The following is a 14,628-nucleotide window of genomic DNA, read 5'->3' as shown; positions in this document are numbered from 1 at the left end:
CTCAGACGTGGCGGATGATCGCGATCACGATCTCCAACACGATCAGCACGATGATCGCCAGCTCGAGCAACTCACCGCGCTTGCCTGAAGCCTCTTCGTAAAGCGCGGCATAGCTGTCCCGGATGATCGCGAGCTTGCGATCCACCGCCTTGCTCACATGTGGAACGCGGAACAATTCGAGTGCCGCCGCATACACGCGCGCAAGATAGACGTCTTCCGTTACCTGCAGGGCGTTGTCCACCTTCTCAGTGATCTCGGTGACCTCCGCCACGAGCGTGTAGAGATGGCGCGCAAGATCCGCATAGCGCCGCGCCGCCAATGGATTGGCGACATGATGCGTCGCCTCCACCAGGTCGTACATGCGCGGCAATTCGGCATCGAGCAATTCGTCGTAGTAACGCAGTTCCAGCAGCTGGGCGTTGGCCACTTCCAGCACGTCGACCACGTCCGAATCGTCGCGCGGCTCGTAGATGAAGGCGCGATCCCAGGTGAGCACAGCCAGATCGTCCGTGTAGTACGAGAAGCGTTGCCGTAGTAGATCCTGACGCGCCTGCTCCGACAGCGGCCGCGATTCGCCGGCCAGCATGGGAACCAGGTCGAGGTCGTCATGCAGCGTCGCCGTGCTCGTCACGCCATCCAGCGAATGCACCAGCCCGAGCAGGTAGTCCTCATGCAAGGTGGCCTGGTTGGGCCTCAGCAGCGCGGGACGCATGATGCCGGTGATCTGGACCACCAGCCGGTTCCACAGGTCGGTGCCCGAGGCAATGCCCAGCGCCGCATCGACGGCGTTGACGCGTGCGCTGAAATCCACCCACGGCAGGTCATTGGCCGGCACGCTGATGGAAAAGGCGGCAACGCCGAACTCGTAGAGTCGCGCCAATGCCTTGGCCTGCAACAGCTGGCCGCCAACACCCACTTCGATGTCCCCCAGCGTCAGCTCCACCGGCGGCACGCCGAAGGTCATCGCCTTGGGCGAGGCCGTCATCAGCCGGCTGCGGGCGGCAGCCGTGCTTGCCTGCCGCGCCCAGAGGGATTCGGCAGCGGTCAGGTCAATCGCGTCGGCGATGTCGACCAGGCGCATCGCGATGACCGAAGCCCGATGTACATGCGGTTGCCGACCCATGGTATCTGCCTGTCCCCTCATGCCCATGAGGTGATTCTAGACAGCGACCGTGACAGCCGTGTCAGCCGGCGGCCAGCCCGTGATGACGGGAGAACTGACGGAACAGTCGCCGCGCCAGTGGCGTGGGCGCCACCTGCCTGAAGGTGTGGTGCGGGTCGAACCCCTCGCGCTTCATATCGTGCTGCTTGCGCTGGATGTATGCGCGCATCACGTCGGCGTTGAACTCCGGGTGGAATTGCGCGCTCATCGCGTTCTTGCCGTAACGCACCAGATGGTTCGGGTCACGGCTGGAACTCGCCAGCACCGTGGTGCCTTTGGGCAACTCAAGCACGCTCTGTTCATGCGTTGCATGGGCCCGGAACTCGCCGGGCAAGGCGCTCGCCAGCGCGTCATCCTTGGCGGAAGCGAGTACGTTCAGCGTCACAGTGCCGATCTCGCGGCCACCGGGCAGGTAGTCGACGCGACCGCCCAGGGCGTGCGACATCAGCTGATGTCCGTAGCACACGCCGAACATCGGCAGCTCCAGATCCATGGCATCACGGATCCAGCCGGCGGTACGTTCGCTCCACGGCGCACGCTCCGTGACCATGGCCGCGGAGCCGGTGATCAAGGCACCGGCCACCTCGCTCGGCGCCGGCAGCACTTCGCCCGCCTCCACGTCGACCACGCGAATGCGCGCGGGAGAAAGCTGTGCGCCCAGACGGAACCAATGAGGGAAATCGCCGTGACGCGCGCGGATGGGATCGGGAGCGCGACCGGTGCGGATGATCAGGACAGGCTTCATGCGATACGACGAATAACAAAGGTTGGACAATCAGACACCGTCAGACGGCGCCATGTTCAATGGGTGGAATCACGGTCAAAACTTCCTGCACCGTGGTGACGCCGCGCGCCACCTGCGCAGCGGCGGAAATGCGCAGCGGACGCATGCCTTCGGCAAGGGCGGCGTGGCCGAAATGCCCAAGGTCCAGCTGGGACGAAATCAGGCCGCGCAGGCGTGCAGAGAGCGGCAACATCTCGTAGATGCCGGTACGGCCCATGAAGCCGGTATTGCGACATTCCAGGCAACCCACGGGCTTGAACACCTTCTCCGGCAATGGCACCGACCAGCCGTGAGTCAGCGCGGTCCACTCGTGGGCATCCTGCCCGGTTTCCTGCTTGCAGTGCGGGCACAGCGTGCGCACCAGGCGCTGCGCGACCACGCCCGTCAGCGTGGACTGGATCAGGTAGTGCGCCACGCCAAGATCGAGCAGGCGCGTGATGGCGCTGGGCGCGTCGTTGGTATGCAGCGTCGACAAGACCAGGTGACCGGTGAGCGAGGCTTGCACCGCCATCTGCGCGGTTTCCAGGTCGCGGATTTCGCCCACCATGATGATGTCCGGATCCTGTCGCAGCAGGGTGCGCACGCCCATCGCGAAGTCCAGGTCGATCGCCGGCTGCACCTGCATCTGGTTGAACTCGGGGCTGACCATTTCGATCGGGTCTTCCACCGTGCACACGTTCAATTCCGGCGTGGCCAGGTGCTTGAGCGTGGAATACAGCGTGGTGGTCTTGCCCGAACCGGTGGGGCCAGTCACCAGCACGATGCCGTGCGGGCGTTCCACCATCGAGCGCCATGCGGCGTCTTCTTCGACGGAGAAACCGAGCTGCGAGAAATCCTTGGCCACGATATCCGGATCGAAGATACGCATCACCACCTTCTCGCCGAACGCCGTCGGCATGGTGGAGATACGCAGTTCCACCTCGCGGCCGGCGGAAGAGCGCGTCTTGATGCGGCCGTCCTGCGGCCGGCGCTTCTCGGCCACGTCCATGCGCGAAAGGATCTTGATGCGCGCGGTCACCGCCGTCATCACCGGCGGCGGCAACTCGAACACCTTGTGCATCACGCCGTCGATGCGGAAGCGCATCAAGCCGGCGTCGCGGCGTGGTTCCAGGTGAATGTCCGAGGCGCGCTGCTCGAAGGCGTACTGCAGCAGCCAGTCGACGATGTGTACGACGTGGCGGTCGTCCGCACCGACTTCGCCGCTCTTGCCCAGCTCAAGCAGCTGCTCGAAGTTGAGGATGCCCGACGGCGTGCCCAGCCCCTTGGCGTCCTGGGCCAGCTGGATGGAGCGCTGCACGCCGTAGAACTCGGCCAGGTAGCGGTTGATGTCGATCGGGTTGGACACCACGCGCTTCACGTCGCGGCGGATCATCTGCGACAGGTCCGCTGCCCAGCCGTTGTCAAACGGCTCGCAGGTGGCGAAGGTCACCTCGCCCGCCGTGGCGGCCACCGGCAGGATGCGATGGCGCTCCGCGTAGGCGCGGCTGACCACCTGGGTCACCGCAGCCACGTTGATTTTCATCGGGTCGATCTTCAGGTACGGCAGCTGGGCCTGGCGGGCCAGCCATTCCGTGAGCGCTTCCAGGCTCAGCGGGCGGCCGGGATCGCGCTGGTTGGGCAGCTTGGCGTTGGCCACCAGCACCAGCGGATGCAGCTCCACCGTGCTGCGCCCGCTGCGGGAGCCCATGCGCACCTGCTTGGCGTCTTCGGCCAGCAGATACCCGTCCACCACCAGGGTGGCCAGCATGTCGTCCAGGACCAGCCGGTTGTGGCGGCCAAGCAGGGACACGGATTGCGGCGAAGCGGCCATGCGACGATCTCTCCTGGTGGGCACTTTTCGCCGGAATCCAGCGAAGAATGCGGTCCCGGCTATACTAACCCGCTTTATTGAAGCCCACGGAAAGCCATGTCCGCGCGCACCTTCCAGGATGTGATCCAGACCCTCAACCGCTACTGGGCGGCGCAGGGTTGTGTCTTGCTGCAGCCCCTCGATACCGAGGTTGGCGCCGGCACCTTCCACCCCGCCACCTTCCTGCGTTCGCTCGGTCCCGAGCCGTGGGCGGCGGCCTATGTGCAGCCCTCGCGCCGTCCCACCGACGGCCGCTACGGTGAAAACCCCAACCGCCTGCAGCATTACTACCAATACCAGGTGGTGATGAAGCCCAACCCGGACAACATCCTGGACCTGTACATCGGGTCGCTGAAAGAGCTGGGCCTGGACCCACTGGTGCACGACCTGCGCTTCGTCGAGGACAACTGGGAATCGCCCACGCTGGGTGCCTGGGGCCTCGGTTGGGAGGTCTGGTTGAACGGCATGGAGGTGACTCAGTTCACCTACTTCCAGCAGGCCGGTGGCCTGGAATGCCGTCCCGTGACCGGTGAGATCACCTACGGTCTCGAGCGCCTGGCCATGTACCTGCAGAACGTGGACAACGTCTACGACCTGGTGTGGACCGAAGGCCCCCATGGCACCGTGACCTACGGCGACGTGTTCCACCAGAACGAAGTGGAACAGAGCACCTACAACTTCGAGCACGCCAACGTGCCGGAACTGCTGCGCTGGTTCGACGTGTGCGAAGGCGAAGCCAACAAGCTGATCGCCGCCGGCCTGCCGCTGCCTGCCTACGAGCAGGTGATGAAGGCCAGCCACACCTTCAACCTGCTCGATGCCCGCCGCGCCATCAGCGTGACCGAACGCCAGCGCTACATCCTGCGCGTGCGCACCCTGGCCCGCGCAGTGGCCGAGACCTATGTCGCACAACGTGAAAAGCTCGGCTTTCCGGGCCTGAAGAAGAACGTCAAGGAGCAGGCCGCATGAGCGCCGCCACCAAGCCGCTGTTGATCGAGCTGGGCACCGAGGAACTGCCGCCCAGAGCACTGGACGAACTCGCGGCCGCTTTTGCGCGTGGCGTCTGCGACGGACTGGCCAAACGCGGCGTCCAGGCCGGTCTGGACGAAGCGATGGTGTACGCCTCGCCGCGCCGTTTGGCCGTCCATATTCCCGCGGTGGCGTTGAACCAGCCGGAGCAGAGCGTCGAGCGTCGCGGTCCCGCGGTGAATGCCGCGCTGGATGCCAATGGCCAGCCGGGCAAGGCGCTGCAGGGCTTTGCGCAGTCTTGCGGCGTCACCGTGGAGCAGCTGGAAAAGCTCGAGACCGACAAGGGTTCGTGGTTCGTGTTTCGCGCCGTGAAGCCGGGCCAGCCGGTGGCTGCGTTGCTGCCGGAGATCGTCGACGAGGCGCTCAAGGGCCTGCCGATTCCCAAGCCCATGCGCTGGGGCGACCACGATTACACCTTCGTGCGCCCGGCCCACTGGCTGGTGATGCTGCATGGCGCGGACATCGTCGACGGCTCCGTGCTTGGCCTCACCAGCGGCCGGAAGTCGCGCGGGCATCGCTTCATGCATACGCAGCCCGTGCACGTGTCCGACGCCGATATCTGGCTCGATTCGATGCGCGCCGCCAAGGTGCTGGCCGATCCGGCGGAGCGTCGCCAGAAGGTCCGCGATGAAGTCGCTCGCGCCGCAAAGGAAACCGGCGGCGTGCCGCAGCTCGACGACGCGCTGCTCGACGAGATCGCCAACCTCACCGAATGGCCGGTGGCGATCGCGTGCAAGTTCGATCGCGAGTTCCTTGCCGTGCCGCCCGAGGCACTGGTCACCACCATGGAGACCAACCAGAAGTTCGTGCCGGTGTTCGATGCCAACGGCAAGCTCACCGAGCATTTCATCGGCATCGCGAACATCGAGAGCAAGCAGCCCTCGGAAATCCGCAAGGGCTACGAGCGCGTGATCCGTCCGCGCTTCGCCGACGCCAAGTTCTTCTGGGACGAAGACCTCAAGACACCGCTGGCCGGCTACCAGGACCAGCTGAAGAACGTGACCTACCAGCAGGCGCTGGGCAGCCTGTGGGACAAGAGCGTGCGCGTGGCCGAACTGGCCCGCATCATCGCCGGTCGCGTAGGCGTGGATGCCGGCGCCGCCACGCGCGCGGCCGCATTGAGCAAGTGCGACCTGCTCACGCGCATGGTCGGCGAATTCCCTGAACTGCAGGGCGTGATGGGTCGTTACTACGCCTCGCACCACGGCGAAGCGACGGACGTGGCCGACGCGCTGGACAGCTACTATCAGCCGCGCTTCGCCGGTGACGCCATCGCCGCCGGCAAGGTCGGGCAGGTGCTCGCCGTGGCGGATCGCTTCGACACGCTGGCTGGCATCTTCGCCGTCGGCATGAAGCCCAGCGGCAACAAGGATCCGTTCGCACTGCGCCGCGCCGCGCTCGGCCTGGCCCGCACGCTGGTCGAAGGCGGTCTGGAGCTGGACCTGCGGGGCAGCTTCGTCGAAGCGCTGGAACTGCTGCCGGAGGCCGCGCTCGCCGCTGGCCTCAAGCCGGGCAAGGACGGCAAGGCACCGGTGCTCGATGCGGGCCAGCGTCGCGCCGCGCTGGCCAACGAGCTGGTCGACTTCGTGCTCGACCGCCTGCGTGGCTACTACGCCGAGCAGGGCTTCACCACGGAGCAGTTCGAAGCCGTGCTGGCCGTATCGCCCGACAGCCTGGTCGACTTCGACCGCCGCTTGCGTGCGGTGGGCGAGTTCGGTCGCCGGCCGGAAGCGCTGAGCCTGGCCGCCGCCAACAAGCGCGTCGCCAACATCCTGCGCAAGCAGTCCGAGGAAGCCGGGGCGGCCCCGGTGGGCACCGTCGTTGATCCCGCCCATTTCGAGGCCGATGCGGAGCGTGCCCTGCACGCCGCGCTCGATGCGGCCCGGGCCGACACGTCGGCACCGCTGCAGGCAGGCGACTACGCGGCGGTGCTCACGCGTCTCGCCCAGTTGCAGGCGCCGGTCGATGCGTTCTTCGACAGCGTGCTGGTCAATGCGGACAACCCGGCCGTACGGGCCAACCGCCTGGCCCTGCTGGGGCAGCTGAAGGCGCAGTTCGGCGCCATTGCCGATATCGCCCGCCTGTAACGGCGGGTCATCGCAGACAGCAAAACGGCAGCCCTGGGGCTGCCGTTTTTTTATGCCTGTGCCGGGTGCAACACCGGACGGCCTCAGCCGATGGTCTGGCGGCCGCGCTTCACGCGCTCATGCAGGCGCTGGTTGAACGCCACCATGGCGCCGGCATCCACGTCGGTGCCGCCCGGACCCAGGATTTCGTAAAGGTCGGCCAGCATGTCGGCGTTGTCGGCCAGGGTGAGGCGGCTCTCGGCCAGGTCAAGTTCCGACTGCAGGATGCGCAGCGCCGTGTTCAGGCGGTTCGGATCCATCGCCATGCCGCTGGCATGCAGCGTGTCCGCCGCCGTGCGCAGCTTCGAACGATGACGGTTGGACGAGGCCTCCGCGTTCGGCAGGTCTTCGCCCGACGCCATGGCGTCCGTGGTCTGGATCGTGCCCTCGCCCGCCACCAGCCACACCAGGGAAATGCCCAGGGTCTTGGCCAGCGTCACGCAACGTGCGCGCGAGGGGTCGGTGTTGCCATCGCGCCAGCTGCGCACGACGCCTTCGGAGAAGCCGCACATACGTGCGATCTCAGTGACGCTGCCCACGCGCTGGATCAGCACTTTGATGCGATCGGCAAACGTGGAAGCGGACTCGTTGGTCGAAATTTTCTGCATGTTCATCGCATTTCCCTGGCGGATGGCGACTTGTGAGTGGGAGCGTGGCCCGAAAATCCGGATGTCAGCGTGAAGCAAGTGTTACGAAACCGTTGACACTCGTAAGAATTTTCCCATAAGGTCGTAAGTTCTTGGTAGTCGAGGCTCACAAAGAGCAACTTCTACCGAGACCAAGAACGCAATGGTTGCGAATTGGTAACCACGAATCCGCCGGCTTGTTCAGCTGGCAGACAGCAAGTTCCGGGGTGCAACGCCTTTGGAACCTGCCACTTGCAAGGCAAGGCGGTTTTTTTTGCGTCGGCGGGGGCCGGCGTTTTACTGGGGAGAAAAACATGCAGTACCGCAAGAAAGTTGACAATAAACTTACGGTCGCCGTGCGTCTGGCGTTGTCCGTAGGTACCTTCGCGGCGATGGCTCCGGCCTTGGCCCAGAACGCTCCGGCAGCCAGCCAGAACGACGCAAAGAAGCTCGAAACCGTCACGGTGACCGGCTCGCGCATTCCGCGCGTGGACGTGGAAACCGCCCAGCCGGTGGTCACCATCGACCGCAAGCAGATCGAGAACCAGGGCTTCACCTCGGTCGCCGACATCCTGCAGAACCTCACCGAAGTGGGCACGCCGCCGATCAGCCGCGCCAACGCGCTGTCGTCGGGCGAGGACGTGGGCGGCTACTACGTCGACCTGCGCAACCTGGGCGCCAACCGCACCCTGATCCTGGTCAACGGCAAGCGCCTGGGCGTTAACACCACCGGCCTGCAGGACCTTGGCCAGATTCCGGTGTCGGCCATCGATCGCATCGAAGTGCTGAAGGACGGCGGCTCGTCCATCTACGGTTCGGACGCCATTGCCGGCGTGGTCAACGTGATCACCCGCAGCAACTTCACCGGCGCGGAAGCGAACGCCTATGTGGGCCAGTACGACCAGGCCGACGGCAAGAAGCAGAGCTACGACTTCACGCTCGGCACCGCCAATGACCGCGGTTCGATCATGCTGAGCGCGCAGTATCAGAAGGAAGATCCGGTCTTCGCCAAGGACCGCGACTTCAGCGCCTATCCGGCGGGTCCGTACCACCCGCTGGACGGCTGGAGTGCGGTGAACCAGAACGGTTCCTTCACCGGCCCCTGCGGCCCGGGCGGCAAGTCGGCCACCTGTACGCTTACCCACGGCACCGACCCGCGCAACATCGCCAACTACCATCCGCTCACGGCGTCTGAGTACGCCAACGCGAACCAGGAGATGACGATCCAGACCGGCACCGAGCGCACCTCGCTGTTCGTCGCCGGCAAGTACAACCTGCTTGAGAACATCGCGTTCAAGACCGATTTTCTCTACAACAAGCGCAGCACCGATCAGCAGATCGCGGGCTATCCGTTCCAGTCCGCCAACTACACCGGCATCGCGCTGTCGGGCCAGAGCTACTTCAACCCGCTCGGCAAGGATCTCGCCTTCCGTCGCCGCGGCTGGGAAGTGCCCCGTACCACCGACAGCCAGTTGGAAACCTATCGCTGGACGGCCGGCTTCGAGGGCTTCTTTGATCTCGGCGGTCGTACCTGGAACTGGGACGTTGGCGCGATGACCAATCGCAACAACGCGCTGAAGACCGGTCATGGCGACTTCAACCTCATCAACGTCGCCCAGGCGGTCGGTCCGTCGTTCCTCGGTGCCGATGGCCAGGTGCATTGCGGTACGGCCGCCAAGCCCATCGTCGGCTGCACCCCCTGGAACCCGCTGTTGCCGTACGGGCAGGCCGGTGCCGGCTCGCTGGGTGATCCCACGCTGCAGAAGTTCCTGTTCCCGGAGTTCCACGACACCGGCAAGACCACCACCATCGACTACACCGCCAACATCGCGGGTACGGTGCCGGGCCTGCCGGCCGGTGAGATCGGCATTGCCGCGGGTGTGGAGCATCGCCAGGAAGACGGCCGCTTCGTGCCGGATGCCTTCAACCAGGCAGGCCTGAGCACGGGCCTGGCAGCAACCACCACGTCGGGCCGGTACTCGGTGAACGAGGCTTACCTCGAGTTCGACGTGCCGCTGCTCAAAGACATGACCATGGCGCGCGAGCTGTCGATCGACGCCGCCACGCGTTACTCGGATTACAGCAACTTCGGCAACACCACCAACAGCAAGGCCAGCATCAAGTGGAAGCCGATCGACGACCTGCTGGTGCGCGGCAGCTGGGCGCAGGGCTTCCGTGCCCCGACCATCTCCGACCTCTACGGCGGCAGCAGCGGTAGCTTCGAGTCGTACACCGACCCCTGCGACGCCACCCATGGCGCGTCCAAGGGCAACCCGGCGGTGGCGGCGCGCTGCACGTCCGGCTTCGGTGGCCAGCCGGCGGTCGCGGCGAACTACGTGCAGCTGGGCCAGGCCCTGGTGCCCTGCAAGACCTTCCCGTGCCAGACCAACTACCAGTTCATCACGGGCGCCAACCCGAAGCTGACCCCGGAAACCGCCACCACGCGCACGCTGGGCATGATCTACAGCCCGCATTACCTGGAAGGTTTCGATGTTTCGCTGGATTGGTACAAGATCGACATCAAGAACGTCATCAGCACGGACTCGGTGCAGAACATCCTGGATGACTGCTACTCGGGCGGCATCGCGTCGCGTTGCACCAGCTTCCAGCGCGACCCGGCCCTGGGCGTCATCACCAGCATGAACTATGGCCTGACCAACAAGGGCTGGCAGAAGACCGCCGGTTACGACTTCGGTGTGAACTATCGCTTCACCATCGACGCGATCGGCCAGTTCGCCACGCGCTGGAACACCACCTACGTTGATTATCTGAACGTCAAGGCGGACGACAATCCGTCCACGGTCGTGCAGCCCTTCACCGGCTACGGCGGCAACTTCCGCACGCGCTCCAACCTGTCGCTGGACTTCACGCGCGGCCTGTTCGGCATGACCTGGACGATGCGTTACTACTCGGGCATGACCGAGCGCTGCTCGTACACGACCGAGTGCAACGATCCCAACCACGTCGATCCGTTCAACGGCGCGCAGGCGCAGCGTCACACCGGTGCCACCACGTTCAACGACGTGCAGTTCCGCTGGACCATGCCGTGGAAGGGCGTGATCTCGGTCGGCGCCAACAACGTGTTCGACAAGCAGGGCCCCATCATGTACACGAAGCCGAACAGCTCGTTCGTGTACTACGGTGGCTTCGACATTGGCCGCTTCTACTACCTGAAGTACTCGCAGCGCTTCTAAGCCACACGCTGCAACCGCCAAGGGCGGCCCGTAAAGGGCCGCCCTTTTTGTTCACGGGCCGTTTAGGCGGCTATATCCGCTCTCTGCATACGCAAGCGCATGGAGCCAACTTTTACAAGGCCTTACCTTTGGGCTATGCTGATAACTTCCCCCGTGTAGAGTCGAGGCGTGTTGGGCGCCTGTTGGTTCTCGCGCTAGCCCTGACATTTCGATAGAGGTTTCCCATGCGCCGTCTTGTTTGGTCGCTGATGTCGGTCGCCGCTCTGGCTCTCGCCGGCTGTGGCAATTCTTCCCAGTCGTCCGAAGGTGGCGCTGAAGGTGGCAACGCCGCCCAGACGCCGGCCCAGGCCAATCAGGTCACCGGCCAGGTCACCCTGCCCGAAGGCACCAGCGTGTCGGCTGCCGCCAAGCTCGACCTGACCCTGGTCGACGTGAGCCAGCAGGACAGCAAGCCGCTGGCGACGAAGACCGTCTCGCCGGCCAACACCCTGCCGATCTCCTTCGAGCTGCCGTTCAATGGCGGTGACGTCAACCCCGCGGGCATGTACGTGCTCCAGGCGTCGCTGACCGACGGCGAGCGCACCTACAAGCCCCACCTGCAGACCCCGGTGCTCAATGGCAAGCCGTCCACCGGCCTGACCGTGCAGCTGTTCCCGGAGCAGACCCAGGGCGAGAAGGAGCTTGCAGCCTTCACCTCCGTGCAGAAGCAGATCGGCGGCATGAAGATCAGCAGCGGCACCAAGCTGGAAGACAAGGTTTCGCGCGGCTGGCAGGTGTTCCGCGAAGCCGGTGAAGTGAAGTTCATCCGCGAAGAAGTCGACTACGGCGACAAGGGCTTCACCAGCACCGACTACGCCTACAAGGACGCCAAGCCGTGGGTGGTCGTGCAGCAGAAGAAGTCCAGCAAGGACGCCAAGCCGACCTCGACCCAGCGCGCTGCCTGGGCGGCCGACGGCACCCTGGTGCTGAAGACGAACGACCAGGGCGGCAAGAGCTCGCCGCTGTCCGACGATGAAGCGGCCAGCCTGCAGAAGCAGTCCCAGAGCATCCTGAACCTGGCGACGAACGGCAAGGGCAAGTAAGCCCTCGCGGTTTCCGGATTCGAGAAAGCCGTCCGCGAAAGCGGGCGGCTTTTTTCTTGCCTGGGGTTTGGGCGGATGGACGTCCAAATGATTTGATGGGTAACGCTGTACTTCCTCTCCTCCTTAGGGGGAAGCAGTCATGGATGGTCGCGGCTTTGAGGGGTTGGAAGAGGGTTGGGGCAAGGCGCCAATGTAGCCTCACCACTTCAGAAGAACCGTCATCCCTGCGAAGGCAGGGATCCAGTGACTTTGCTCTTGGCCCCCCGGTTTTGCCGCAGAGGCCAGAGTGCCGCCTGCGCGGCGGGCGTTCCGACCTCCTGCCGGAGGCAGGGTCACTTTCTCTTGCTTGTCCAAGTCCCACAGGGATTAGCTTCGCGTCAGAAAGTAACCAAAGAGAAGGGCCCCCCGGATGAGGCGCCTTCCGGGCCTGCGGCCCGGAAGGTTCGCGGCCGGGTTCCGGGCTTTTCGTCGGGGCCTGATCTCCATCTACCCGCCGCCTCATACGGGGACCCGGAAGAGCAAAAGCCAAAGCAGGCAGCTCGTGCAGGCTTGCTGCAAGTCGCATCGTGCATCTTGCCGGTGCGCCGCCGAAACATCGGCAACAAGAAAGCCGCCCGCTTTCGCGGGCGGCTTTTTTGCGGGAATCACGTATGCCTTAGAAAGCGTACTTCATGCCCAGGTTGACGCTGTTGTACTTCTGGCTGTTGTCGCCGAAGCGGCCGCTGTAGCCGAACCAGCCGCTGAGGGCCTGGGTGAACTGTGCGCTCACGCCCAGGTCGCCGGTGCCCCAGCTCTTGTCCGGCGTGAAGCCGACGAGGGCAAAGGAGCCCTGCATGTTGTTGAGGCCGGCGGTGACTTCGCGCGGATCAGCCTTGCTGTCGTGGTTCCAGGCCAGTTCGGCGTAGGGCGACAGCATGGTGCTGCCGGCCTGCCAGTGGCCTTCCAGGCGCCAGCCGAGGGTGGACAGCTGCGAGTCGCGCTGCTGGCTGCCGAACCACATGGCGGTGCTGTCGCTGCTGGCTTCGTTGAAGGCGTTGACCTTGATCGTCTGCCACTCGACCGTGGCGAACGGACCGGTGCGCAGCGTGCCCATGTCGAACCAGTAGCCACCGGTGATGCCGGCGCCGACGTGGTTGCCGTCGGCCTTGGCGGTCTCGGTGCGCAGCATGTTGCCGAGCTGGATCTTGCGCTCGATGTCGGAGAAGTTGTCCTGGCCAAAGTCGACGTAGCCGCCGACGTAGGCGCCGCCCTGGTGCCAGTTCAGGTAGCCCAGGCCGGACACGTCCTGCAGCTTGTAGCCGCCGCCACCGGAGTAGTCGGCGTTGTGCTGGCCGACGTTCATGGCCACGCCGCCCGACCAGTTGTCGTTGAAGCGCACGTCCGCACCGAAGGTCAGGTTGACGTTGTTGCTCTTGGTGCGCGGCGAGCTGGAGGTGCCGTCGAAGCGCTGGTCGCCGTAATCGACGCTGGCGAATACGCGGGTGTCGCTGCCCTGGCCGTCAGCCAGCATCTGGTTGCGGATAGCGCGGTTCTGGGCCTGGATCGAGGCCAGAGGCGCTTCGGCCAGCAGCGAGGCATAGCCCGGGGCGTTGAGGATGGAGACCACGTACTGGCCCAGCATCGCGTCGGCCGCGGTGCTCGGGTGCACGCCGTCGGCGAACAGGTAGGTCTGGTTGGCGCCCGCCGCATAGGTGTACGGCGCGCCCGAGCCGGCCGGGCCGCACTGCACCGAGCTGGAGCCCACGCCGCAGGCTTCGTTGGTGACATTGGTGAAGCCGTAGGCGCCCGGGTTGGCGATCGCTTCGTTGAGCAGGCTGAAGGTGTCGACCGGGATGATGCCCTTGCCGAGCTGGCCCAGGCCCGTGCTCAGCGTGCCGTTGTAAACCAGGCTCAGGCTGGTCAGCGCGGAGGCACCGCTGGCGCCCTGTTCGCGCCCATCCGGGGTCAGGCCGATGTTCGGCAGGTTGAACACCAGGATGTTCTTGGCGCCGGCGGCCTGCAGCTGGCCGATCAGCTTCACTTCCTGCTGGGCGGCGGCGGCGATGGACGCGGTGGCCTGGTCGGCCGTCATGAAGCTGGAGACGCCAGCGGCAGCCAGCACCTGCTGGGTCACCGCGGCCGTCACGGCCTGGGTGATCACCGGGGTCTGGGCGGCAATCACGGCGGCCGGCACGCCAGCGGCCTGCAGCTGGGCGATCTGCGCGGCCACGTTCTGCTGGATCAGCTGCTGCGCGGTCGCGCCGGCGCCGGCGGCGGTGGCGGCGTAGAAGATGTCATTGGCGCCGCCCCACATGGAGTACAGCGCCTTGCTGTCGAACTTGCCGGCAGCGAGGTAGGCGTTCACCTGGGTGGTGATGGTCGGCACGGCCGCCGGGGTGCCCGGCGAGTTGGTCAGCACGCCAGCGCCGCCCCAGGCATAGTCGGTACCGCCCGCCAGCGAGGCGGTGAGGTTGTAGCCATAGTGGCCGGCCACGTTCTGCACGGCCACCGCGCCCGGGTTGGTGGTGAACTCCCACGGTGGCTGGAGGGCCGGATTGGTGGCCAGCGAAATGTTGCCGGCATCGCTCAGGCTGTCGCCGAACACGACGACGCTGTCGAACTGGGAGTTGGCGGCGAACGCCGGGGAGCTGATCAGCAGCGCGGCGGCAATGGCGCCTGCGATAGTGCGAGTACGGGGCATGTCGGTAACACTCCTTGAACCGGGCGGGTCTTTGTTATTACTGCGTTACGGTAATGCATGCCCATACGTCAGCGCATGCTGCGCCGCACCGCAAAA

General features: G+C 65.2%; 9 protein-coding genes. 4 read left to right on the top strand and 5 right to left on the bottom strand.

All coding sequences use genetic code 11. The annotated features are described in order from the left end of the window. Nucleotide 1 precedes the first annotated feature (1 nt). The 3 genes from HY57_RS02710 to HY57_RS02700 form a co-directional block, all read right to left on the bottom strand. Complete coding sequence (locus HY57_RS02710; RefSeq protein WP_019463902.1) at nucleotides 2-1,081, bottom strand: hypothetical protein; 1,080 nt, start codon at nucleotides 1,079-1,081, stop codon at nucleotides 2-4. 103 nt (nucleotides 1,082-1,184) lie between these two features. Further along, entirely contained in the window at nucleotides 1,185-1,907 is a 723-nt protein-coding gene (locus HY57_RS02705) for a glutamine amidotransferase (RefSeq protein ID WP_019463903.1), read from the bottom strand. Between the two features lie 40 nt (nucleotides 1,908-1,947). After that, nucleotides 1,948-3,756, bottom strand: coding sequence for a GspE/PulE family protein (locus HY57_RS02700; RefSeq protein WP_019463904.1), 1,809 nt, complete (start codon nucleotides 3,754-3,756; stop codon nucleotides 1,948-1,950). Nucleotides 3,757-3,852: 96 nt separating this feature from the next. Between HY57_RS02700 and glyQ the strand changes: the two genes are divergently transcribed. Together glyQ and glyS are read left to right on the top strand one after the other, a co-directional pair. Then, a complete protein-coding gene (gene glyQ, locus HY57_RS02695) occupies nucleotides 3,853-4,764 on the top strand; it encodes a glycine--tRNA ligase subunit alpha (protein ID WP_019463905.1) in 912 nt (303 codons plus the stop codon). Beyond that, entirely contained in the window at nucleotides 4,761-6,911 is a 2,151-nt protein-coding gene (gene glyS, locus HY57_RS02690; protein WP_019463906.1) for a glycine--tRNA ligase subunit beta, read from the top strand. The genes glyQ and glyS overlap by 4 nt, the downstream gene beginning before the upstream one ends. An 83-nt stretch (nucleotides 6,912-6,994) precedes the next feature. On the opposite strand, the gene HY57_RS02685 is transcribed toward glyS, so the two are convergent. Then, nucleotides 6,995-7,564, bottom strand: coding sequence for a helix-turn-helix domain-containing protein (locus tag HY57_RS02685; RefSeq protein ID WP_019463907.1), 570 nt, complete (start codon nucleotides 7,562-7,564; stop codon nucleotides 6,995-6,997). 326 nt (nucleotides 7,565-7,890) lie between these two features. Here HY57_RS02685 and HY57_RS02680 point away from each other — a divergent pair, with 326 nt between their 5' ends. Together HY57_RS02680 and HY57_RS02675 are read left to right on the top strand one after the other, a co-directional pair. Further along, nucleotides 7,891-10,770, top strand: coding sequence for a TonB-dependent receptor plug domain-containing protein (locus HY57_RS02680; RefSeq protein WP_019463908.1), 2,880 nt, complete (start codon nucleotides 7,891-7,893; stop codon nucleotides 10,768-10,770). A gap of 224 nt (nucleotides 10,771-10,994) precedes the next feature. Beyond that, nucleotides 10,995-11,852: a YbaY family lipoprotein gene (locus HY57_RS02675; protein WP_026033696.1), complete on the top strand. Its 858-nt coding sequence runs from the start codon at nucleotides 10,995-10,997 to the stop codon at nucleotides 11,850-11,852. Between the two features lie 655 nt (nucleotides 11,853-12,507). Here HY57_RS02675 and HY57_RS02670 read toward each other — a convergent pair. Beyond that, nucleotides 12,508-14,532 (bottom strand): autotransporter outer membrane beta-barrel domain-containing protein, encoded by a 2,025-nt coding sequence (locus HY57_RS02670; RefSeq protein WP_019463953.1) that lies wholly within the window; start codon nucleotides 14,530-14,532, stop codon nucleotides 12,508-12,510. Nucleotides 14,533-14,628 lie beyond the last annotated feature (96 nt).

The organism is Dyella japonica A8 (assembly GCF_000725385.1).
Classification (GTDB): Bacteria; Pseudomonadota; Gammaproteobacteria; order Xanthomonadales; family Rhodanobacteraceae; genus Dyella; species Dyella japonica_C.
The sequence above is the reverse complement of the archived record's forward strand: the minus strand, read 5'-3'. Positions and strand labels throughout refer to the sequence as shown.

Coding starts and splice junctions, on each gene's coding strand:
- HY57_RS02710 (WP_019463902.1), bottom strand. CDS start 1,081: ATGCGCCTGGTCGACATCGCCGACGCGATTGACCTGACCGCTGCCGAA.
- HY57_RS02705 (WP_019463903.1), bottom strand. CDS start 1,907: ATGAAGCCTGTCCTGATCATCCGCACCGGTCGCGCTCCCGATCCCATC.
- HY57_RS02700 (WP_019463904.1), bottom strand. CDS start 3,756: ATGGCCGCTTCGCCGCAATCCGTGTCCCTGCTTGGCCGCCACAACCGG.
- glyQ (WP_019463905.1), top strand. CDS start 3,853: ATGTCCGCGCGCACCTTCCAGGATGTGATCCAGACCCTCAACCGCTAC.
- glyS (WP_019463906.1), top strand. CDS start 4,761: ATGAGCGCCGCCACCAAGCCGCTGTTGATCGAGCTGGGCACCGAGGAA.
- HY57_RS02685 (WP_019463907.1), bottom strand. CDS start 7,564: ATGAACATGCAGAAAATTTCGACCAACGAGTCCGCTTCCACGTTTGCC.
- HY57_RS02680 (WP_019463908.1), top strand. CDS start 7,891: ATGCAGTACCGCAAGAAAGTTGACAATAAACTTACGGTCGCCGTGCGT.
- HY57_RS02675 (WP_026033696.1), top strand. CDS start 10,995: ATGCGCCGTCTTGTTTGGTCGCTGATGTCGGTCGCCGCTCTGGCTCTC.
- HY57_RS02670 (WP_019463953.1), bottom strand. CDS start 14,532: ATGCCCCGTACTCGCACTATCGCAGGCGCCATTGCCGCCGCGCTGCTG.